This window comes from Parahaliea mediterranea, from assembly GCF_017255185.1.
Lineage (GTDB): Bacteria > Pseudomonadota > Gammaproteobacteria > Pseudomonadales > Halieaceae > JAFKCZ01.
In genome coordinates this window covers 1-22,529 of record NZ_JAFKCZ010000019.1, presented here as the reverse complement: position 1 = coordinate 22,529, position 22,529 = coordinate 1, and the positions used below count along the sequence as shown (strand labels likewise).

Annotated in this window: 18 protein-coding genes; 10 read left to right on the top strand and 8 right to left on the bottom strand. The window is 64.5% G+C overall.

Annotation, left to right across the window (positions count from 1 at the left end; translation table 11 throughout):
• Positions 1-86 precede the first annotated feature (86 nt).
• Positions 87-704 carry a bifunctional phosphoserine phosphatase/homoserine phosphotransferase ThrH gene (thrH, locus tag JYP50_RS19600; protein WP_206562264.1) on the top strand — a complete coding sequence of 206 codons (618 nt, stop codon included), beginning with the start codon at positions 87-89 and terminating at the stop codon, positions 702-704.
• 294 nt (positions 705-998) lie between these two features.
• On the opposite strand, the gene pabB is transcribed toward thrH, so the two are convergent.
• A complete protein-coding gene (pabB, locus tag JYP50_RS19595) occupies positions 999-2,396 on the bottom strand; it encodes an aminodeoxychorismate synthase component I (RefSeq protein WP_347136858.1) in 1,398 nt (465 codons plus the stop codon).
• A 324-nt stretch (positions 2,397-2,720) separates the two neighbouring features.
• On the opposite strand from pabB, the gene JYP50_RS19590 reads away from it, so the two are divergent.
• The 6 genes from JYP50_RS19590 to JYP50_RS19565 all read left to right on the top strand — a co-directional run bounded on the left by JYP50_RS19590 (position 2,721) and on the right by JYP50_RS19565 (position 11,498).
• Positions 2,721-4,454: an acyl-CoA carboxylase subunit beta gene (locus JYP50_RS19590; RefSeq protein ID WP_206562263.1), complete on the top strand. Its 1,734-nt coding sequence runs from the start codon at positions 2,721-2,723 to the stop codon at positions 4,452-4,454.
• Between the two features lie 51 nt (positions 4,455-4,505).
• Positions 4,506-7,319 (top strand): biotin/lipoyl-containing protein, encoded by a 2,814-nt coding sequence (locus JYP50_RS19585; RefSeq protein WP_206562262.1) that lies wholly within the window; start codon positions 4,506-4,508, stop codon positions 7,317-7,319.
• 10 nt (positions 7,320-7,329) lie between these two features.
• The gene (gene mce / locus JYP50_RS19580; RefSeq protein WP_206562261.1) at positions 7,330-7,740 is read left to right on the top strand and encodes a methylmalonyl-CoA epimerase; all 411 of its coding nucleotides are present in this window, start codon (positions 7,330-7,332) and stop codon (positions 7,738-7,740) included.
• A 221-nt stretch (positions 7,741-7,961) separates the two neighbouring features.
• Complete coding sequence (scpA, locus tag JYP50_RS19575; protein ID WP_206562260.1) at positions 7,962-10,118, top strand: methylmalonyl-CoA mutase; 2,157 nt, start codon at positions 7,962-7,964, stop codon at positions 10,116-10,118.
• 58 nt (positions 10,119-10,176) lie between these two features.
• Entirely contained in the window at positions 10,177-11,136 is a 960-nt protein-coding gene (gene meaB / locus JYP50_RS19570; RefSeq protein WP_347136857.1) for a methylmalonyl Co-A mutase-associated GTPase MeaB, read from the top strand.
• Between the two features lie 41 nt (positions 11,137-11,177).
• Positions 11,178-11,498, top strand: a complete 321-nt coding sequence (locus JYP50_RS19565; RefSeq protein WP_206562258.1) for a Rieske (2Fe-2S) protein — start codon at positions 11,178-11,180, stop codon at positions 11,496-11,498.
• 165 nt (positions 11,499-11,663) lie between these two features.
• Here the strand turns inward: JYP50_RS19565 and JYP50_RS19560 are convergent, their stop codons facing one another.
• The 7 genes from JYP50_RS19560 to JYP50_RS19530 are packed head-to-tail and all read right to left on the bottom strand — an operon-like array spanning position 11,664 to position 17,986.
• Positions 11,664-12,614 (bottom strand): GNAT family N-acetyltransferase, encoded by a 951-nt coding sequence (locus tag JYP50_RS19560; RefSeq protein ID WP_206562257.1) that lies wholly within the window; start codon positions 12,612-12,614, stop codon positions 11,664-11,666.
• On the bottom strand, positions 12,604-13,716 hold the full coding sequence (locus JYP50_RS19555) for a cupin domain-containing protein (protein ID WP_206562256.1): 1,113 nt from the start codon (positions 13,714-13,716) through the stop codon (positions 12,604-12,606). The genes JYP50_RS19560 and JYP50_RS19555 overlap by 11 nt, the downstream gene beginning before the upstream one ends.
• 9 nt (positions 13,717-13,725) lie before the next feature.
• Complete coding sequence (purB, locus tag JYP50_RS19550; protein ID WP_206562255.1) at positions 13,726-15,114, bottom strand: adenylosuccinate lyase; 1,389 nt, start codon at positions 15,112-15,114, stop codon at positions 13,726-13,728.
• A gap of 37 nt (positions 15,115-15,151) precedes the next feature.
• Positions 15,152-15,796, bottom strand: coding sequence for a high frequency lysogenization protein HflD (hflD, locus tag JYP50_RS19545; protein WP_206562254.1), 645 nt, complete (start codon positions 15,794-15,796; stop codon positions 15,152-15,154).
• 3 nt (positions 15,797-15,799) lie between these two features.
• Positions 15,800-16,888 carry a tRNA 2-thiouridine(34) synthase MnmA gene (gene mnmA / locus JYP50_RS19540; RefSeq protein WP_206562253.1) on the bottom strand — a complete coding sequence of 363 codons (1,089 nt, stop codon included), beginning with the start codon at positions 16,886-16,888 and terminating at the stop codon, positions 15,800-15,802.
• Positions 16,885-17,340 carry an NUDIX hydrolase gene (locus JYP50_RS19535; protein ID WP_206562252.1) on the bottom strand — a complete coding sequence of 152 codons (456 nt, stop codon included), beginning with the start codon at positions 17,338-17,340 and terminating at the stop codon, positions 16,885-16,887. The genes mnmA and JYP50_RS19535 overlap by 4 nt, the downstream gene beginning before the upstream one ends.
• A 52-nt stretch (positions 17,341-17,392) precedes the next feature.
• The gene (locus JYP50_RS19530; RefSeq protein WP_206562251.1) at positions 17,393-17,986 is read right to left on the bottom strand and encodes a pseudouridine synthase; all 594 of its coding nucleotides are present in this window, start codon (positions 17,984-17,986) and stop codon (positions 17,393-17,395) included.
• Between the two features lie 155 nt (positions 17,987-18,141).
• Here JYP50_RS19530 and icd point away from each other — a divergent pair, with 155 nt between their 5' ends.
• The 3 genes from icd (at position 18,142) to clpA (ending at position 22,340) form a co-directional block, all read left to right on the top strand.
• Positions 18,142-19,395, top strand: coding sequence for an NADP-dependent isocitrate dehydrogenase (gene icd / locus JYP50_RS19525; protein WP_206562250.1), 1,254 nt, complete (start codon positions 18,142-18,144; stop codon positions 19,393-19,395).
• Positions 19,396-19,669: 274 nt separating this feature from the next.
• The gene (clpS, locus tag JYP50_RS19520) at positions 19,670-20,026 is read left to right on the top strand and encodes an ATP-dependent Clp protease adapter ClpS (protein WP_347136856.1); all 357 of its coding nucleotides are present in this window, start codon (positions 19,670-19,672) and stop codon (positions 20,024-20,026) included.
• Between the two features lie 31 nt (positions 20,027-20,057).
• Positions 20,058-22,340 (top strand): ATP-dependent Clp protease ATP-binding subunit ClpA, encoded by a 2,283-nt coding sequence (clpA, locus tag JYP50_RS19515; RefSeq protein ID WP_206562248.1) that lies wholly within the window; start codon positions 20,058-20,060, stop codon positions 22,338-22,340.
• The last annotated feature ends 189 nt before the right edge of the window (positions 22,341-22,529 follow it).

Below are 22,529 nucleotides of genomic sequence, written 5' to 3'. Positions count from 1 at the left end.
CGCCCCGGTAACGCGCCACAGCTACTTGCCGCGCCACGTCATTGCCGGTAGATTGTGGCGCTTTATTCGCCGCCCTGGAGTAGTACATGGAACTGGCCTGCCTGGACCTGGAGGGGGTACTGGTCCCCGAGATCTGGATCGCTTTTGCCGAGAAAACCGGTATCGACGAACTGCGCGCCACCACCCGCGACATTCCCGATTACAACGTGTTGATGCGCCAGCGCCTGGCGCTGCTCGAGCAGCACGGCCTGACCATCGACGATATCCAGCAGGTCATCGCCACCCTCGAACCGCTGCCCGGCGCGGTGGAATTCATCGGCTGGCTGCGCGAGCGCTTCCAGGTCATTATCCTCTCTGACACCTTTTACGAGTTCTCCGCGCCACTGATGCGCCAACTGGGTTGGCCGACGCTGTTCTGCCACAAGTTGGTCACGGACGAGGGCGGCAAGGTGGTGGACTACAAGTTGCGCCAGGAAGACCCCAAGCGGGCCTCGGTGAAAGCCCTGCACAGCCTAAACTACCGGGTGATCGCCGCCGGGGATTCCTACAACGATACCACCATGTTGGCGGAGGCGGACGCGGGCATCCTGTTCCACGCCCCGGACAACGTGATCGCAGAGTTTCCGCAGTTTCCCGCGGTGCACGAATTCGCTGACCTGAAGCAGGCCTTTATCGACGCCAGCGAGCGGCCGCTGGCGCTGTAGCAAAGCGGCGCAATAAATTGCGCACCCTACAGGGGCGGACACTTCCCCCCTGTAGGGTCGAATTCATTCGACCACGACGCACTGAAACCCACCCTACAGAGCAGGCCCTGCCCACCCCCTGTAGGGTCGAATTCATTCGACCACAACGCACTAAAACCCACCCTACAGAGCAGGCCCTGCCCACCCCCTGTAGGGTCGAATTCATTCGACCACGACGCACTAAAACCCACCCTACAGAGCAGGCCCAAGCCCACCCTCTATCGGGTCGAATTCACCCAGCCAGGCGCGCTGCGATCAAGCCAGCCCCGAGCGCTGCTCCAGGCACCGCAAAAACCGCCCGACCTTGTCGAAGGTTTCCTGGTACTCCCGCTCGCACTCGGAGTCGGCGACGATGCCGCCGCCGCCCCAGCACAGGATCTCCCCGCGCTGGCACAGCAGGCTGCGGATGGCGATGTTGCTGTCCATGCGCCCGTCGGCGCTGATATACAGTACCGAACCGCAGTAGGCCTGCCGCGGGTGCGGCTCCAGCTCGGCGATGATTTCCATGGCGCGTCGCTTCGGCGCGCCGGTGATGGAGCCGCCGGGAAAACTGTCGCGCAGCAGCTCCACCGCGCCGCGACCGGCCCGCAGCTCGCCGCTGATGGTGCTCACCAGGTGGTGCACCGTGGGATAGCTCTCCACCTCGAACAGCTTGTCCACCCGAATACTGCCCGGCACGCAGCTGCGGCCGAGGTCGTTGCGCAACAGGTCCACGATCATCAGGTTCTCGGCGCGGTCCTTGGGGCTGGCCAGCAGCGCCTGCGCCAGCGCCCCGTCGCGCGATGGGTCGGTCAGGTCCCGCGGTCGCGTGCCCTTGATGGGGCGGGTCTCCACGCGGTTGCCGCGCAGGGTGATGAAGCGCTCCGGCGACAGGCTGAGCAGGGCGTCGCCGTCCCCGAGCGCCAAATAGGCGGAGTAGGGCGCCCCGGCCTCCCGGCGCAGCCAGGTGTAGGCCTGCCAGGGGTCGCCGCTGTAGCTTGCCGCGAAGCGCTGGGCCAGGTTGACCTGGTAGCAGTCGCCGGCGCGAATGTAGTCGGCGATACGGTCGAAGGCGCGCGCATATTCCGGCCGGCTCATATTGGCGGTGAAGACCCCGTCGAGCCGGAAGGGGGCGCCATGGGCTCCACCGCCAACGGGGGCGGAGCCGCCGGCCTGGCGCAGCCGCGCCAGGTAGTCCCGTCGCCTGTGGGCCGGTAGCGACGGCAGCGAGACCAGGGCCGCCCGCGACAGCAGATGGTCCTGGATTACGCACCAGTCGTAGGCGTCGACCCTGGCGAGGGGGGCCGCGGTGTCGGCCTTTCCGGTCATCGCCACTCGCTGCAGGCCGGCGCCGGCTTCGTAGTCGAGGTAGCCCAGCAGGCCGCCGCAGAAGGGCAGGTCCGCGTCCGGGCTGTGAATGCCCGCGTAGCGTTCGCGGTGAAACTGCGCCAGGTCGCTGAAGTAGTCCTCGCACTGCCGCGCGCTGGGCTTGCCCGCCAGCCGGGGTGGGCCGTCGTCCAGTGGATCGGCGACCAGGATATCGAAGCGGCCGCCGCGGGGGGCGCCGTGGCAGCTGTCCAGGAAGGCCGCCCCGGGCAGGTCCCGCAGGGACTCGAACAGCGCACAGCTGTCGCCGCGGTAGGGGATATCGTCGATATGCAGGGCGCGGCTCACGGTTCACCGCTCACATGGAGCGCCGGACGGGGCGCGGACAATGTTAGCACTGCCTATATGCGAGAAAACGGCCGACCAGCTCTGCGCAAAATGCGCAAACACTCCGGTTCAAGCTCTTGAATTGCGTTCGGAATGTCAATTTTTGTGTCATCTGTGGAAATTGACTCACTATATCGGGTGAATTACTGTTTGGCGCCGACATGGGGCAGGCCTGCATCGTAAGCCTGTCCGTCGCGACGCGCAATTCCCCCACGTCCCGAGCCGCGCGGTGCAGGCCCAGCCTGCGAGTGGTTCGGCGACGAGGCAGCCTGGAACTCAAGGACAATGACCGCAGAAAACAATCAGGAACTTATCGCATCCCTGGAAAACCCCTTCGCCGAGCACAGCGAACTGGAATTCAAGGTTCCGGGACAAATCGCCAGCGAGCCCGGACTGTACGAGTCCGCGCTGAAAGCCGGGTGGGAGCTGCAGCAGCGGCCCTACCGCGCGGCGGGGGTCAAGAGCACCCAGCGACAGCACGCCAAGAACCGGATGACGGTGTGGGAGCGCATTCAGTACCTGGCAGACGAAGCGCCCACGGTGCTGTACCAGAACTGGGGCCCGAATCTCGACGGCGCCTCCCTGGTTACCGCGCTGATCAAAGTGGGCGGGCGCGACGTGGCGATCTACGGCCACGATTTCACGGTGCGCGCGGGCTCCATGGACGCCACCAACGGCAAGAAGCTGGCGCGGCTGTTCGAGCTCGCCGCCAAGCGCCGCATTCCGCTGGTGGGCCTGAACGATTCCGCCGGGGCCTATATCCCCGCCGGTGTCGGCGGCCTGGATGGCTACGCCGACGCGTTCACCGCGCTGCGCAAGATCTCCGGCGTGGTGCCCAGCATCATGTGCATGTTCGGCTTCAACGCTGGCGGCGGCTCCTACCTGCCGCGCCAGGGCAGCTTCCTGATCCAGCCCAATGACACTTTCTTTGGCCTCACCGGCCCCGGGGTGGTGAAGTCGGTGCTGGGCGAGGACGTAACCCCCGACGAGCTCGGTGGGCCCGGCGTGCACAGCCAGAGCGGGGTGACCGATTTCTCGGTGGCCAACGAGGTCGCCGCGCTGCGCAAGGTCAAGGCGCTGCTCAACTACCTGCCCAGCAGCAACAATGCGCTGGCGCCGTTCCAGGCCTCCTCGGACCCGGTGAATCGCAAGACCTGGGACATCGACATCCTGCTGAAAAAAGCCTTCAACTCGCCCACCGGCTTCAATACGCCGATCGATATCACCATCATGATCCAGCAGCTGTGCGACCACGGCGACTTCCTGGAAGTCCAGGCCGAGCGGGCGCGTAACACCGTCACCGCCCTGGGGCGCATGGGTGGCAATGTGGTGGGTTTCGTCGCCAACAACTCGGCGGTCGCCTCGGGCCAGATCGATATCGGGGCGGCCTACAAGAACGCGCGCTTTATCCGCTTTTGCAACCTCTACAATATTCCCGTCATCTTCCTGGAAGACACCACCGGCTTCCTGCCGGGGCGGGAGCAGGAGGCCGGGGGCATCGTGCAGGCGGGTCGCGCCATGCTCGACGCCATCGTCGATTTGCGCACCCCGCGCTTCCTGGTGCTGGTGCGCAACGCCTTCGGCGGTGCCTACGCCTCCTACAACAACTATCCGACCGGCGCCGACTTCGTGGTCGCGCTGCCAACCACGCGGGTGGCGGTGATGGGGCCCGCGGGCGTGGAGTACGTGTACAAGGACGAGCTGCGCAAAATCCGTTCCTCGGTGCCCGCCAGGATCGCGGCGGAAACCCAGGCCCAGACCCAGGCGGGGCTGTCCCCCGACGAGGCCGACAAGGCGGCGCGGCAGCTGGTGGGCGATTGGGTCAAGTCAGAGGAGCAGCTGCTCGCCCAGCGCTACGAGCGGGAGCTGATGAACCCCAACGAGGCCCTCAGCCTCGGCTCGATTTCCCAGATCGTCATGCCATCCGACCTGCGCCAGGTGCTGGCGGAGCACATGGACTTTTGCCTGCGCCACTACACGCCGGAACCGCTGGGCGCCGTGCAGCGCGAGTTCCACTAGGCGCCCGCATTTACTTATCGAACGAGACAGAACGAGAACAGAGGAATCCCCGTGTCCAACGAGCACTATCTGCGCAACCCCCTGATTCACCGCGACCGGCGCCTGGGGCGCCGTCACACCGATTGGGTGAGCCAGTTCGATTGCAGCCACCTGCGTCCCCTGATCATCTGCCGAGGCCCCATTCGCAAAGAGGCGATGGACGTGTTCAAGGAGATGGGCATCGAGCATTTCGGCATTTTGCTGTCGGAAAAGGATTCCATCGTCTACCAGAACGCCCTGGCGCCGGAGTTGCGCACCATGGCCGACCCGGGCCACATCCACCGGGTGCCGGACTACACGGGCAGCAACAAGGAAGAGCGCGACCAGCGTATCGCCCAGATCATCAGTATTGCCCGGGACAACGACTACAACGCCATCTTTGCCGGCTACGGCTTCATGGCGGAAGACGAGAGCATGGTCGCGGCGATGGAGCGCGCCGGGCTCAACTTCATCGGGCCCTGCTCGCGCACCGTGCACGACGCCGGCCTGAAGGACGAGGCCAAGCGCACCGCCCTCAAGGCCGGGGTCTCGGTGACCCCGGGCATCGACAATGGCACCGCCCTGACCCTGCTGGAGAAGCACCCCACGGTGGCCGACCTCAAGGCCCTGTGCCAGCAGCACGACCTGGCGGTGGACGAGGCGGCCCTGGACGATGCCGAACAGTCCCTGGAAGACAAGGCCGACCTGGTGCTGGCGGCGTCCTACGGCAAGGGCATCGACCTGTATACCGTGGACGAGCTGTGCGCGACCCTGACCCGGGCGGTGGAAAAAATGGCGTCGGAGTACCCCGAGAACCGCATCCGCCTCAAGGCGATCAGCGGTGGCGGCGGCAAGGGCCAGCGTATCCTGGGGATCGGCGAGGCCGCGCGCACTGCGGAGCTGGTGCGTGAAATCCTCAACGAGGTGAAGACCACAGGCGTTGGCGACAACAAAAACGTGCTGGTGGAACTGAACATCGAAACCACCCGCCACCAGGAAATCCAGGTAATCGGCAACGGTGACTGGTGCATCACCATGGGCGGCCGCGACTGCTCCCTGCAGATGCACGAGCAGAAACTGCTGGAAGTGTCGGTGACCGTCGAGTCGTTGCGCGCGGCAATCGCCCAGGCCGAGGCCAGTGGCAACGAGACCGAGACGCGCATCCTGAAGCAGGACCTGGCGACACTGGAATCCATGGAGGACCAGGCCGAGCGATTTGGCGCGGCGGTGGGCCTGGACTCGGTGTCCACCTTCGAGTGTATTGTCGATCGCGACAAGCACTTCTTCATGGAGATGAATACCCGCATCCAGGTGGAACACCGGGTGACCGAGCTGTGCTATGCGCTGCGCTTCGCCAATCCGGAGAATCCCGACGAGTCCTTCGTCGTGGAGTCGCTGGTGGAGGCGATGGTGTTGCTGGCCGCCCACGGCGACAAGCTGCCGCGGCCCGAGCGGATACCGCGCCACAACGACAGCGTGGAGGCGCGCCTGAACGCCACCAACCAGGCGCTGCAGCCCAGTGCCGGCGGTGTGATCGAGTTCTGGTCGGATGCGGTCGAGGGCGAAATTCGCGACGACCAGGGCATCAGCCTGCACAATCCCGATACCGATACGTTCATGAAATACACCCTGGCCGGGGCCTACGATTCCAATATCGCCCTGTTGCTGACGGTGGGCGAGACGCGCCTGGACACCTACGAGCGCATGGCCGAAACGATTCGCCGCACCCGCATGCGCGGCAAGGACCTGGCCACCAACCTGGAATTCCACTACGGCCTGGTGAACTGGTTTATCGGCCAGAACATCAACGCCCGGCCCACCACGCGCTTTATCGTGCCCTACCTGACCGCGGTGGGCGAACTCAAGGAACAGGCCAATGGCATGGACCTGGACTACGCCTGGAGCGAGGTATCCAAGGCGGCATTGAAGGGGCTGGGCGAAGCGGCGACCGGGGCGCTGTCGCGGGCCCTTGAGCTCAAGCGCACGCTGTTGCTGCGCCCCCTGCAGCGGATGCTGGAGGAACCCCATATCCTTAGCGGCTGGCTCAGTATCAACCGCGACTGCTACACCTTGATCGACGGGCGCATCAGCTGGAACGAGAACCCCATCGAGTTGCTGGCCGATACCTACCATTTCCTGAACATGGACTATGTGCCCGGCGCCGCCGCCTCGAGCATGATCTGGGATCACGACAACGACCTGTTGCAGGAAGCCCTGGACTTCTACGGCGAGCTCAACAACCGCCTGGAAGCCGACGACTGGATCGCGCTGCAAACCCTGTTGGCGCAGCCCGAACCGGCCGCCGGTTTCAGCGACACCAGCTGGCAGCAGGTGCGCGCGGCCCACCTGGGCTTCCAGGCCGGCGCGGACATCCTAGCGGTACTGCCGAGCATCGCCGAGGCGACCGGCTACTACGCGCTGGCCGTCAACCCGGATCTCAGCATCCACATTCCCGAGCGCTTGCTGGACGACGAATTGCAGGAGCGGATGGCCAAGGTGCTGGTGCCGCCGCCGGTGGCCAAGTCCGACGAGATCCTGGCGGAGAGCGGCGGTATGTTCTACGGTCGCGAGTCCCCGCAGCACGAGCTCTACGTGCGCGAGGGCGATCACTTCGAGGCCGGCGACCCGCTGTACATCGTGGAAGTGATGAAGATGTTCAACAAGGTTTACGCGCCGTTCTCCGGTACTATCGACAAGGTGTTGGTGGAGGACGACGGGGTGATCATCAGCAAGGGGCAGCCCTTGTTCAAGATCACTCCAGACGAGAAAATCGTGGTGCAGTCACCCGAGGAAATCGCTGCCCGGCGTCGTGAACTGACCGCGGGTTTCCTGCAACAGCTGCTTTGAGGTAAACGCTATGATCACTGGCCTGGACCACATCGCCATCGCGGTGCCGGATTTCGACAAAGCCATCAAGCGCTTTATGGAGGACTTCGGCCTGGAATTCGAGGGCGCCGAGGACGTGGAGGCGGCACAGACCTCCACCGCCTTTTTCCCCCTGCCGCCCACCAGCATCGAGCTGGTGCACCCCCTGGAAGGGCGGGGGCCGATCGCCAAGTACCTGGAGAAGAAGGGCGGCGGCCTGCATCACATCTGCTTCCGCAGCGACGACATCGAGGCGGACGTGGCGCGGCTGAAGGAGAAGGGCTATCAGTTCCTGTCCGAGACGCCGAACCCGGGGGCCCACGATTGCCTGACCATTTTTATCCATCCCAAGTGCTGTGACGGGGTGTTGATCGAGCTGAACCAGCCCCCGGCGGACCATTGATGTAGCGAGGGGGTGGTCGAATGAATTCGACCCTACAGGCGCGGCGCTACCCCCTGTAGGGCGGAATTCATTCCGCCTGAGCACCACCGGCTGTAGCAGAAAACAGAAAAGGGGTCAGAACCCTTTTTCGCTGCCCAGAAAAGGGCTCTGACCCCTTTTCTGCGGCCGGACACCGGACGAATGTATGCGATCCCTCTGTAACGGGATCCAGAGGAACACCGATGAGCGACAAGATTTACGACAAAGACACGGCCACACCCGGTAGCTGGCGCGAGCTGGCCAGCAAGCAAATGAAGGGCAAGTCCCTCGATGACCTCGTCTGGAAGACCCCGGACGGCATTCCGGTCAAGCCGCTGTACACCGCGGAAGACCTGGAGGGCCTGGAATACACCAACACCATGCCGGGCCTGTCCCCCTATATCCGCGGCCCCCAGGCCACCATGTACGCCGGGCGCCCCTGGACCATTCGCCAGTACGCCGGCTTCTCCACCGCCGAGGAGTCCAACGCCTTCTACCGCAAGGCGCTGGCGGCCGGCGGCCAGGGGGTCTCAGTGGCCTTCGACCTGGCCACCCACCGCGGCTATGACTCCGACCACCCGCGGGTGAGCGGCGACGTGGGCAAGGCCGGTGTCGCCATCGACTCGGTGGAGGACATGAAGGTCCTGTTCGACGGGATTCCCCTGGACCAGGTGTCGGTGTCCATGACCATGAACGGCGCGGTATTGCCGGTGCTGGCGGGCTATATTGTGGCCGCGGAGGAGCAGGGCGTTTCCCAGGACCAGCTGGCGGGCACCATCCAGAACGACATCCTCAAGGAGTTCATGGTCCGCAACACCTATATCTACCCCCCGGCGCCGAGCATGAAGATTATTGGCGATATCATCGCCTATTGCTCGGACCACATGCCGCGCTTCAACACCATTTCCATCTCCGGTTACCACATCCAGGAAGCGGGGGCCAACAACGCACTGGAACTCGCCTACACCCTGGCGGACGGCAAGGAGTACATCCGTACCGCGCTGGCGGCGGGCCTGGATATCGACCAGTTCGCGCCGCGGCTGTCTTTCTTCTGGGGCATCGGCATGAACTTTTACCTGGAGATCGCCAAGATGCGCGCCGCGCGCATGTTGTGGGCGCGCATCGTCAGCGAGTTCGAGCCCAAGAACCCCAAGAGCTCGATGCTGCGCACCCACAGCCAGACTTCCGGCTGGTCGCTGACCGAACAGGACCCCTACAACAACGTGGTGCGCACTACGATCGAGGCCATGGCCGCGGTATTCGGCGGCACCCAGTCCCTGCACACCAACGCCCTCGACGAGGCGATCGCGCTGCCCACGGAATTCTCCGCGCGCATCGCCCGCAACACCCAGCTCATCATCCAGGAAGAAACCGGGATCACCAAGGTGGTGGACCCCTGGGGCGGTTCCTACCTGATGGAGAAACTTACCCAGGACATGGCCGACAAGGCCTGGGAGCTGATCGAGGAGATCGAGGAGGCCGGGGGCATGGCCAAGGCCATCGAGACCGGCATGCCCAAGCTGCGCATCGAGGAGGCGGCCGCGCGCAAGCAGGCCCGCATCGACCGTGGCGACGACGTGATCGTCGGGGTCAACAAATACCAGACCGACGCCGCCAGCGAGGTGGAAGTCCTCGATATCGACAACGAGGCGGTGCGCCAGTCACAGATCAAGCGTCTCGAGCAACTGCGCGAGAATCGTGACGAGGCCAAGGTGGAGGCGGTGTTGGAGGCGATCTACCAGTGCGCCACGACCGGCGAGGGCAACCTGCTGGCGCTGGCGGTCGAGGCCACCCGCTGCCGCGCCTCGGTGGGCGAGATTTCCTATGCCATGGAGCGCGAGTTCGGGCGCTTCAACGCCCAGGCCCAGACCGTGTCGGGTGTCTACGGCTCCGCCTTCCAGGACGACGAGAACTGGCAGGGTATCAGCAAGGACATCGACGCCTTCGTGGAACGCCACGGCCGCCGTCCGCGGATGCTGGTGTGCAAGATGGGCCAGGACGGCCACGACCGCGGCGCCAAGGTGATCGCCACCGCCTTCGCCGACGTGGGTTTCGATATCGACTTGTCGCCGATGTTCTCCACCCCGGAGGAAGTGGCGCGCCAGGCAGTGGAAAACGACGTGCATGTGGTGGGCGCCTCGTCCCTGGCCGCCGGCCACAAAACGCTGGTGCCGCAGCTCGTGGAGGAGCTGCGTAAACAGGGCGCCGACGATATCGTGGTTATTGCCGGCGGGGTGATACCGCGTCAGGATTACGACCACCTGTACCAGGCCGGGGTGAAATGCGTCTTCGGTCCCGGCACGCCGATTCCGGTATGTGCCCGGGAGGTGCTGGACGCTGTCAATGCGGCCACCGAATGAGTCAGCGGGTGTCTGCACGCAAAGGCCGAATGAATTCGGCAACAGCGAATCGCTAACCGTGGACCGTTACGACCCGCAACCCCTGCTGGATGGCAACCGGCGTGCCCTGGCCAAGGCCATCACCCTGGTCGAGAGCAAGCTGGATCGCCATCGCCAGCAGTCCCAGGACATCCTCGAGCAGCTGCTGCCACATAGTGGCAACAGCATCCGCATCGGTATCACTGGCGTGCCCGGGGTGGGTAAGTCCACCTTTATCGAGCGCTTCGGCCTGTACCTGATCGAGCAGGGCAAACGCGTGGCGGTGCTGGCGGTGGACCCCAGCTCGCCGATCGCCGGGGGCTCGATCCTCGGCGACAAAACACGTATGGAAGAGCTGTCACGGCGGGAGGAGGCCTTTATCCGGCCGTCGCCCTCCGAGGGCGCCCTGGGCGGCGTCGCGCAGAAAACACGGGAGACCATGTTGTTGTGCGAGGCGGCGGGCTACGACGTGATTCTGGTGGAAACGGTTGGTGTGGGCCAGTCGGAGTACCAGGTCGCCGGCATGGTGGATTTCTTCATGGTGCTGATGCTGCCGGGGGGCGGCGACGAACTGCAGGGCATCAAGAAGGGGATTGTGGAACTCGCCGACGCCCTGGTGATCAACAAGGCCGATGGCGATAGCGCGGTGCTGGCGAAAAAAGCGCGCCAGCACTACACCAACGCCATGAACCTGCTGCGTCATACCTCCTTCTGGACTCCCCGGGTGATGACCTGCTCAGCCCTGGAGGGCCAGAACATCGATGCGGTGTGGGGCATGATCGTCGACTACTATTTCCAGGCCCTGGAAGAAGACGCCTTCCACAGCAAGCGCGCCCGACAGAACCTTGAGTGGATGCGCCAGCTGGTCGACGAAATGCTGCATCTGAAACTCAGCCGCAATCCCCGGGTGCGGGAGTTGCTGCCGCGCCTGGAACGCGAGGTTGCCCAGGGCAGGGCTACCGCGTACGCTGCGGCCAGGCAGATCATGGAGGCCTTTTAGCGCGCCGCTGAATCCAGCCTCCCATTTCGAGGTGACGGTCGATGCGTTTCTATCCGCTGGACAAACTGATTAACCTGCACGATGGCTACACACGGCAGTTCAAGATCGACAACCTGCAGCTGCTGCTGATCCAGCGCGACAGTGAGCGCTACCTGATCGAGGCCCAGTGCCCGCATCGCGCCCATCCCCTTGATGCGGCCACCATCGACAAGGGCGTCATCCAGTGCGCCCTGCACCAGTACCGCTTTTCGATTGCCGACGGCCGTCTACTGCACGCCACCGAGGAACCCTGCCGCGGCCTGCGCACTTTCGACCTGGTCTATGAGCGCAACGAGATCGGGGTGATGCTCGAAGAGCGGTAGTGGAAACCGGTCGAATGAATTCGACCCTACAGCCCCTATAGGGCGCAATTCATTGCGCCACCCCACGGTGAAAGCAGGCCCCTGTTGGCAATGAAATCCGCCATTGGCAACCAGGGCCATTCCCATCCGGCAATAAAATACCCGACAAGGGGCTTGCGGCTATCCCTACAGGTTTAAGCGGCGCAGTTCGGGGCCCTGGGTGCCCTGGCGCCACAGTTCCTGGAACAACTCCAGGTGGCGCTGGGTCGAGGCGCGTGAATCGGGCTCGTAGAAGCCTTCCTTATCGCTGTCGCCGGGCTTGTACAGCACCCCGTCGCGGTCGCGGATGACGAGGGTTTCCCCGCGCCATTCGGGGTGTTCCGCCAGCGCGCGCAGCTGCACCTTGCTGGGCAGGCGGCGGGCGAGATTCAGCAGGCGGTGGCCGCGCTGCACCAGCGGTCGCGGGTCGGCGATCAGTATGCGGATCTCGGTCTGTCGGCTGCGGCGGGCGAGGGCGGTGATGGCCTCTTCCAGGGCGCTGTTATCGAATACGCGAAAGTCCAGGCTGGGGCTGAGGATGTACAGGTAGCGGCTGGCGCTTTCGGCCAGCGTCAAGGTTAGCCTGTTGAAGGGGGAGGGGTAGGCTACCCCGCCGAGGAAGCTGTCGCCGGTCGCTTCCAGCTCAAGGGAAGGCGCATCCATGTCCAGGTCGAGGTGCATGCTGACATGGGGAATACCGGCTTCCTCGAAGGTGGCGCCGCGGGGCTCGAAACCGGCACGGCGATAAAAGGGCGCGGCGTGCTGCTGGGCGTGCAGGAACAGGCGGTCGTAGCCCTGCGCCCGCGCCACCGCGATAATCCCGTCCAGGAGGGCGGCGCCGATGCCCCGGCCGCGATAGCGCGCCAGTACCGCCATGCGCCCCACCTTGCCGCCGGGCATCAAGCGGGCGCAGCCGGCCGGCTCACCGTCGACCCGCGCCATGACATGGCGACACTGGTCGTCGCGGCCGTCCCACTCGATCTCGCGGGGCACGCCCTGTTCGACGATAAAGACCTGTTCGCGCAGGGCGCGCAGGCTGTCCCCGGCCTCGACCCAGGCGACCTCCCTCACATCGACCTGTTGCGCACTATTCGACATGGACACCCCCGGATTCGAGCAGGAACTGTAGCAGATTCGCCAGCGCGGCCCTGTTCCCATCCGGGGCCGGGACGGTCAGGTGGCCGTTGTTGCATAGCGCGATGATCTGCGGGCGACAGGTGGTTTCCGTCTCGTAACTGGCGCCGTTGGCGAACACGTACAGGCGCCCGCCCTGTTCTAGCCAGGCGATGCGCGCCCCGGGTGTGCGGTGCAGCTCACCTTCCCCGTGCAGCAGCGCCTCAATGGTCTCCGCGCTGGCATCCTCTCCCTCCGCAGGATAGCGCGGCTCGGTCACCAATTCGCCAAACCAGCGCGGTGAGGCTGTCGACTCCAGCAGGGCCAGCGCCTGCACGCGGGCCAGCGCCAGGTCCGCGGTGGACAGTTCGCCAGGCCGGGTGGCCGGCGCGCGGCCCGGGTCGCTGAAGAAATGATCGGGGTCGTTGTGCTCAAGCGCGGCGTCCGCCAGCCGGGCCAGCATCTCCCCGCGGCGCGGCGCGCGAAAGCCGATGGAGAAGGTGGTGCATTCGCCCCGGGCGACCCCCCAATGCGCCACGCCCGGCGGTACGTAGAGTATGTCGCCGGGATTCAGGAGATAGTCCCGTGTCTGCTCGAACTTGTCGAGAATGCGCAGTTCGGTACCGGGGATGAGGGGGCTTTGCCCGTCGCAGTGCTGGCCCAGGCGCCAGTGCCGTTGGCCCTCGCCCTGCAGCAGGAAAACATCGTAGTGGTCGAAATGCGGGCCGACGCTGCCGCCGTCGGTGGCGTAGCTGACCATGACGTCGTCCGCCCGCCAGTCGGGTATGAAGTCCACCAGTCGCCGCAGGTCGGCGACTTCGGGTACGTAGTCGTCCACCGCCTGAACCAGTAGCGACCATGGGGGCGGGCGCTGGAAGTCGGCTTCGGTAAAGGGGCCGTGGCTGACGCGCCACTTACCCTTGTCCTCCTCGACGATGCGCGACTCCACCTCGGCCTCCAGCGCCAGCCCGGCCAGTTCGTTGGCGGACAGTGGTGGCGAGAAGCCGGGCAGGGCGTCGCGAATCAGCAGGGGCTCGCGCTGCCAGTGGCGCGCGAGGAAGTCCCCGATGTCGATCGGCAGCGGCAAGGGGGCCGCTTATTTGCCGGCCGGAGCCGGCTTGATGGCCCGGGCCTGGGCGGCGGCGTTGCCGATGTAGCCGTCCGGGGTCAGCGCCAGCAGTTCATCCCGCGCGGCCTCGGGCAGCTCCAGCGCGGTAATGAATTCGCGGAGGGTCTCGCGATTCATGTCCCGGCCGCGGGTCAGGTCCTTGAGTTTCTCGTAGGGCTTCTCGATACCGTATCGGCGCATCACCGTTTGAATCGGCTCCGCCAACACTTCCCAGCTGCCGTCCAGGTCCGCCGCCAGGCGCTCGCCATTGAGCTGGAGCTTGCCGATGCCCTTGAGGCTGGCCTGGTAGGCGATCAGGCTGTAACCCATGCCCACGCCCATGTTGCGCAGTACGGTGCTGTCGGTCAGGTCGCGCTGCCAGCGGCTGATCGGAAGTTTGGCGGCCAGGTGGCCGAAAACCGCGTTGGCCAGCCCCAGGTTGCCCTCGGAATTTTCAAAGTCGATGGGGTTGACCTTGTGCGGCATGGTGGAGGAGCCGACTTCACCGGCCACGGTCTTCTGCTTGAAGTAGCCCAGTGAGATATAGCCCCAGACATCGCGGTCGAAATCCACCAGCACGGTATTGAAGCGGGCGATGGCGTCGAACAGCTCCGCCATGTAGTCATGGGGCTCGATCTGTGTGGTGTAGGGGTTGAAAGTGAGCCCCAGTGACTCGACGAAGGCCTGGGCATTGTCCTGCCAGTCCACCCCCGGATAGGCGGCCAGGTGGGCGTTGTAGTTGCCCACCGCGCCGTTGATCTTGCCCAGGTATTCGATGCGCTCCACCTGCTGCAGTTGCCGGCGCAGGCGCGCCACCACGTTGGCGACTTCCTTGCCCATGGTGGAGGGGCTGGCGGTTTGGCCGTGGGTGCGCGACAGCATGGCGGCGTCGGCGGTGGCCACGGCCAGGTCAGTGAGCGCCGCCACCAGGCGCTGCATCTCCGGGACGATCACTTCACACACGCCGTCGCGCAGCATCAGGGCATGGGACAGGTTGTTGATGTCTTCCGAGGTGCAGGCAAAGTGCACGAATTCGGCGATGGCCTGCAGTTCCGCGTTGTCCTGGAAACGTTCCTTGATGAAGTACTCCACCGCCTTCACGTCGTGGTTGGTGGTGGACTCGATGGCCTTGACGCGCGCCGCGTCCTCGACCGTGAATTCGGCGGCGATGCCCTCGAGCAGGCCGTTGGCCGCGGCGGAAAGCGGCGCTACCTCGGGAATGCCCGGGTGCCGCGCCAGCTGCTGCAGCCAGCGCACTTCCACCAGTACCCGCCGCTTGATCAAGCCGTACTCGCTGAACACGTCGCGCAGCGCCTCTGTCTTGCCGCCGTAGCGGCCATCGATCGGGGAAACGGCGGTGAGGGCTGAGAGGTCCATGACTGACTCCGGTGGGGGATGGGCTGGGCGGGGGATTTTACACCACGCCAAGATCGCGCGACAGTTCCTGCGCGCATTGCAGCAGCGCCTTGCGCTGGAACAGCAGTTTCCAGCGGCGCCCGCCCAGCTGGCGCCACAGGAACGCCGAGCGGATACCGGCCAGCAGCAGTGCGCGGATGATATCGGCGTTGTTGCGGTCCTGCAGGTGCTGGGCGCTGCCGGTCACCTTGATGCGGAACTTCAGTTTGCTCAGCGTATCCTGGTAAATGCCCGACACGCTGTGACAGATGTCGTTGACGTGGTTGGCAAAGTGCTCGGCGCGAAAGCTGGCGTGCTCCAGGCGCGAACGCACCACCGACATCATGCCGGGGTCGGTGCTGAATTTGCGCTCCAGGTAGAGCAGGTTGAACAGGTAGCGCACCAGATCGCGGTGTTCCTCGGACTGGCGGCTGGCCAGCAGGCTGGCCAGGTTGTGCAGGCCCAGCTTGACGCCGCTCACGCCGCCGTAGATATCCTCCACCTGGCCGGGCTCGAATTCGAACAGGCTGTGGATGGAGGGCTCGAGGAATTCCAGGGGATAGCTGCCGGTCTTGGACAGCTGGTCGACCATGCGCGCCGCCTGCACCACGCCGGCGAGGGCGATGGCCTGCTGTTCCAGGTTGCTGCGTTCCTTGTGCTGCATCTGTTATTCGCCCCGCTCGATCACGCCGCCGCCCAGGCAGCGATCACCGTCGTAGAAAACCACCGACTGGCCCGGCGTGATCGCCCGCTGGGGCGCGTCGAATACAACGCGGTAACCCTCGCCCTGAGCGTGCACGACGCAGTCCTGGTCCGCCTGGCGGTAGCGGACCTTGGCCCGGCAGCGCAGGGGGGTGGCGGGCGCCTCGCCCTCGATCCAGTAGACCGGCCCCGTGTACAGGGTGGTTTTGAACAGCGCCGGGTGGTCGTTGCCCTGGGCCACCAACAGCACGTTGCGCTCGAGGTCCTTGTCCACCACGTACCAGGGGGCGTCCTGGCTGTCGGCGCGGCCGCCGATACCCAGGCCCTGGCGCTGGCCGATGGTGTGGTACATCAGGCCCTGGTGCTGCCCCAGCCGTTCGCCATCCAGGCTGTGGATCTCGCCGGGCTGGGCCGGCAGGTACTGCTTGAGAAAATCGCCGAAGCGCCGCTCGCCGATGAAGCAGATACCCGTGGAATCCTTTTTCCTCGCCGTCGCCAGTCCGTGTTTAGCCGCCAGTTCGCGCACCGCCGGCTTCTCGATCTCGCCCACCGGGAACAGGGTCCTGGCCAGCTCGCGGTGACCCACGGCGTGCAGGAAATAGCTCTGGTCCTTGTTGTCATCCAGGCCCTTGAGCAGCGTGGCCTTGCCGGCGTGTTCGCCGCGGCGGGTGTAATGGCCGGTGGCGATGAGGTCCGCGCCCAGCATGAGGGCGTAGTCCAGGAAGGCCTTGAATTTGATCTCCCGGTTGCACAGGATGTCCGGATTGGGCGTGCGCCCGGCGCGGTACTCCTCCAGGAAATGCTCGAACACATTGTCCCAGTACTCGGCGGCGAAATTGGCCCCGTGCAGGGGAATGCCCAGTTTGTCCGCCACCGCCTGGGCGTCGGCGAAGTCTTCCTTCGCCGTGCAGTACTCGGTGCCGTCGTCCTCTTCCCAGTTTTTCATGAACAGGCCTTCCACGAGGTAACCCTGCTCCTTCAGTAACAGCGCGGAAACAGAGGAATCGACACCGCCGGACATGCCGACGATGACTTTGGTGGAAGCGTTGCTCATATCTGCCTAATAAGATCCAGTGGGTAGACCTCGCCCGAGCGCGACTGTTCCACTGCGGCGAGGACCAAGGGGCTGCGCATTCTAGCAGAATTGGCCCGGATTTCCCCGTAATCCAGCCAGTGCACTGCATGGATGTCGGGGTCGAGCCGGGCGTTCTCCAAGGGCTCCAGTGGCCGCGCCAGAAAAGTATTGCGGTAGTAGGTGACGCCGTTGGACGGCGCGGTGTAGAGCACCAGGCCGAGGACGCCGGTCAGCTCGACGCGCCAGCCGGTTTCCTCCAGGGTCTCGCGCAGGGCCGCGGCCTGCAATGACTCTCCGGCTTCGAGGTGGCCGGCGGGCTGGTTGAACACCTTCTCGCCAGTGACCTTGTCGCGCTCCTCCACCAGCAGGTAGCGGCCGTCGCGCTCAACCACCGTGGCCACGGTTACATGGGCATGCCAGTTGCTATTCATCGCTTGCAGTATCCAGAAAAGGGGTCAGAGCCCTTTTTGATCCAGGTTTAGGCTAAAAAGGGCTCTGACCCCTTTTGGGTTGTTTGTTTTGACGTGGCAGGTGAAGCGCCAGTGTTCGGTACTCGCCAGGGGCGAGGCCGTCGAGCGTCCAGTCCGCCACCTGGCTGCGAATCAGCCTGAGGGTGGGGAACCCGGTCGCCGCCGTCATTCTGCGTACCTGGCGGTTGCGGCCCTCGCGAATGGACAGCTCCAGCCAGCTGTCGGGCACTGTTTTGCGCTCGCGCACCGGCGGCTGGCGCGGCCACAGGCCCTCAGGTGGATCGATGCGTCGCGCCCGGGCCGGCAGGGTGGGGCCGTCCTTCAGCTCCAGGCCGCCGCGCAGGCGCGCCAGGGCGGCCTCGTCGACCTCGCCCTCCACCTGCACCCAGTAGGTTTTCCAGTGCCGGTGACGGGGGTTGGCGATGCGCTGCTGCAGTGCCCCGTTGTCGGTCAGCAGTAACAGTCCCTCGGAGTCGTAGTCCAGGCGCCCGGCGGCGCGAAAGCCCGGTGCCGACAGGTAATCGGCCAGTGTGGCGCGCCCGCCATCCGTGTCGGTGAACTGGCTGAGCACCTGGAAGGGCTTATTGAAGAGAATGAGTTTTGCCATGGCTGGGTGTGAAGGCTCCCGGGTAAAAATGTCTGTTTCGATCAAGAGAAATGGTGTGAAACCTGCTACAATACGCGCCGCTTGAACCGGGGTCTCCCACAAGGATGCCGCGCCCCGCCTTTCATAGAACCCTCTTAATCTACGGAGTACATCATATGGGCTACAAGCATATTCAGGTGCCTGCGAGCGGTGAAAAAATCATCGTTAACGACGACTACAGCCTGAACGTCCCCGCCAATCCTATCATCCCCTTCATCGAGGGCGACGGCATCGGTGTTGATATCAGCCCGGTTATGATTGACGTGGTAAACGCGGCGGTGGACAAGGCCTACGGCGGCGACAAGAAAATTTCCTGGATGGAAATCTACACCGGCGAGAAGGCCGCCGAACTCTACGACGGCGACTGGTTCCCGGAAGAGACCCTGGACGCCATCAAGGAGTACTCCGTGGCCATCAAGGGCCCCCTGACCACCCCGGTGGGCGGCGGTTTCCGTTCGCTGAACGTGGCCCTGCGCCAGGAGCTCGACCTGTACACCTGCCTGCGCCCGGTGCGCTGGTTCGAGGGTGTGCCGTCACCGGTCAAGGATCCCGGCGCCTGCAACATGGTGATCTTCCGCGAAAACTCCGAGGACATCTACGCTGGCATCGAGTACCAGGCCGGTACCGAGGAAGCGCAGAAAGTCGTCGACTTCATCATCAACGAGATGGGCGCCACCAAGATCCGCTTCCCGCAGAATGTCGGCATCGGTATCAAGCCGGTATCCGAGGAAGGCACCAAGCGCCTGGTGCGCAAGGCGATCCAGTACGCCATCGACCAGGACCTGCCCTCCGTCACCCTGGTGCACAAGGGCAACATCATGAAGTTCACCGAGGGCGCGTTCCGCGACTGGGGCTATGAACTGGCGCAACAAGAGTTCGGCGGTGAGCTGCTGGACGGCGGCCCCTGGGTCAGCATCAAGAACCCCAACACCGGCAAGGAGATCGTCATCAAGGACGTGATCGCCGACGCCATGCTGCAGCAGATCCTGACCCGCCCCCGGGACTACAGCGTGGTGGCCACGCTGAACCTGAATGGCGACTACCTGTCCGACGCGCTGGCGGCCCAGGTCGGCGGTATCGGCATCGCGCCGGGCGCCAACCTGTCCGACAACGTGGCCTTGTTCGAGGCCACTCACGGCACCGCGCCCAAGTATGCCGGCCAGGACAAGGTCAACCCCGGTTCGCTGATCCTCTCCGCCGAGATGATGCTGCGCCACATGGGCTGGAACGAGGCCGCGGACCTGATCATCAAGGGCATGAACGGCGCGATCCAGAACGGCACGGTCACCTACGACTTCGAGCGCCTGATGGACGGAGCCACCCTGGTAAGCTGCTCCGAATTCGGTCAGAAACTGATCGAAAACATGTAAGCATCGCCGGGGAATGGCCCCGGCAAGATTGGGCTGCCCCTCGCCCGTAGGGCGGAATTCATTCCGCCGGACGTATGGGGGGCGCCCGCGATATGGCCCGCCCCGTGCGGGCCATTTTCGTTAGCGGCCCCCCGAAACGGGGGACGGACACCTATTTTTCGATGTAATAGGTATCCGTCCCCGTTTTTCCGCTGAAAAGAAGCTTCCCTTGAAATGACTTATAATGGTTCCATATCCAGTAGTTAGCACCGCAATTTGGTTGGAAGTGGTAAGCGTGATCGAGAATCAGTCACAACACCGGTGGCGCCTCGCGAAGGAGGAAGAACACCGTGACGGCAATTTGGCACTCAAGGAGTCCGGTCCTGAACTCAAGCGGCCGCCGTTGTTCAAAGTCGTACTGATCAACGACGACTACACGCCCATGGAGTTCGTCGTCGAGGTGTTGGAGACGTTTTTCCGCATGAACCGCGAGCAGGCGACCCACGTCATGTTGACCGTGCATACGAAAGGCAAGGGCGTGTGCGGCATCTATACTCGCGATATCGCCGAGACCAAGGCGGCACAGGTTAACCAGTACGCGCGTGAGAACGAACACCCGCTGCTGTGTGAGATCGAGGCATCAGAGGGGTAGGGCAGGGCCCGTACCCGGGGAGCGGTAAAGTATGCTGAGCAAGGATCTGGAACAGACGTTGAACGAGGCCTTTCGCGGCGCGCGGGCCAAGCGTCACGAGTTCATGACGGTGGAGCACCTGCTGCTGGCCCTGCTGGACAACAATGACGCGATCCGCGTGTTGAAGGCCTGTGGCGCCGACATCGGCGCCCTGCGCGGCGACCTGGTGGAATTTGTCGACGCCACCACGCCCCTGATCCCCGAGGGCGAGGACGAACGCGAAACCCAGCCCACCCTGGGCTTCCAGCGGGTATTGCAGCGGGCGGTGTTTCATGTGCAGTCCTCCGGCAAGAGCGAGGTGACCGGCGCCAATGTACTGGTGGCCATTTTCTCCGAGCAGGAGAGCCAGGCGGTCTACTTCCTGAAAACCCAGAGCGTGGCCCGTCTGGATGTGGTCAACTACATCACCCACGGCATTTCCAAGGTCGGCAACGACAGCGAGGGCGCCGAGCCGGGCCAGCCGGCTCCCGAGGAGGAAGCCGGGGACGAGGGCGAGGGCAATCCGCTCGACAATTTCGCCACCAACCTGAACGAGGAGGCCGCCGCCGGCCGCATCGACCCCTTGATCGGGCGCATGCCGGAGGTGGAGCGGGTGGCGCAGATCCTGGCCCGCCGGCGCAAGAACAACCCCCTGCTGGTGGGCGAGTCCGGTGTCGGCAAGACCGCTATCGCCGAGGGCCTGGCGAAGATGATCGTCGACGGCGAGGTGCCGGACACCCTCAAGGACAGCACGGTTTACGCCCTCGACCTGGGCTCCCTGCTGGCGGGCACCAAGTACCGCGGCGACTTTGAAAAGCGCTTCAAGGGCCTGCTGGCCACCCTGAAGAAGCGCGAGGGCGCGATCCTGTTCATCGATGAGATCCACACCATCATCGGCGCCGGGGCGGCCTCCGGCGGGGTCATGGACGCGAGCAACCTGCTCAAGCCCCTGCTGACCTCCGGTACCATGCGCTGCATTGGCTCCACCACCTTCCAGGAATACCGCGGCATTTTCGACAAGGATCGCGCCCTGAGCCGCCGCTTCCAGAAAATCGACGTACTCGAGCCCAGCCCTGACGACGCCTACAAGATTCTCAAGGGGCTCAAGACCCGCTTCGAGGAGCATCACGGCCTGCGCTACACCGACAAGGCCCTGCGCACAGCCACCGACCTGGCGGCGCGCTATATCACCGACCGCTTCCTGCCGGACAAGGCCATCGACGTGATCGACGAGGCCGGCGCTTACCAGCAGCTGCAGCCGCCCTCCAAGCGCAAGAAAGTGGTGGGCGTGGGCGACATCGAGGCGGTGGTGGCCAAGATCGCGCGCATTCCGCCCAAAACCGTCAGCTCCGACGACAAGGAGGTGCTGCAGAAGCTGGAGAAAAACCTGCAGATGGTGGTGTTTGGCCAGCAGGATGCGATCTCCAGTCTCGCCACCTCCATCAAGCTGGCCCGCGCCGGCCTGCGCGCCGGCGAGAAGCCGATCGGCTCCTTCCTGCTGGCCGGCCCCACCGGGGTGGGCAAGACCGAGGTGACCCGGCAGTTGGCCAAGCAGCTGGGTCTGGAGCTGGTGCGCTTCGACATGTCGGAGTACATGGAGCGCCACACGGTATCGCGCCTGATCGGCGCGCCCCCGGGCTACGTGGGTTTCGACCAGGGCGGCCTGCTCACCGACGCGGTGACCAAGCATCCCCACGCGGTGGTGCTGCTGGATGAGATCGAGAAAGCCCACCCGGAAGTGTTCAACCTGTTGCTGCAGGTGATGGACCACGGCACCCTGACCGACAACAACGGCCGCAAGGCCGACTTTCGCAATGTGATCCTGGTGATGACCACCAATGCCGGCGCCGAGAACATCAGCCGCCGCACCATCGGTTTTAGCAACCAGGACCACAGCACCGACGCCCTCGAGGCGATCAACAAGATGTTCACCCCGGAATTCCGCAACCGGCTGGATTCCATTGTGCGGTTCGAGCCCCTGGGCGAGGACGTCATTCTTACCGTGGTGGACAAGTTCCTCACCGAGCTCCAGGGCCAGCTCGACGAAAAGCGCGTTACCCTGGATGTGGACGAGGATGCCCGCCTGTGGCTGGTGGAGAAGGGGTACGACAAGACCATGGGCGCCCGCCCCATGGAGCGGGTAATCCAGGAGTACATCAAGAAGCCGTTGGCGGAGCTGGTGCTGTTCGGCGCCCTCGCCGACAAGGGCGGCACCGCGCTGGTGCGGCTCGATCACGCCGGGGACCGCCTGGAGGTCACGGTGGAGGAAGAGGAGGCCGCCGTTACCTCGGATTAGCTGCCGCCGGATTGGCTGGTCGAATAAATTCGACCCTACAGCGGCTGGGAAGGGGTTCCTGTAGTGCGGAATTCATTTAAGCGTGGGAAACCACGTCCTACGGACGTGGTCATGAGTGGCAGGCTCTGCCTGTTACGAATAGAAAGGCTCATGCTATCTCTTGAGGTTGAGTTGTGCCCACAACTGACC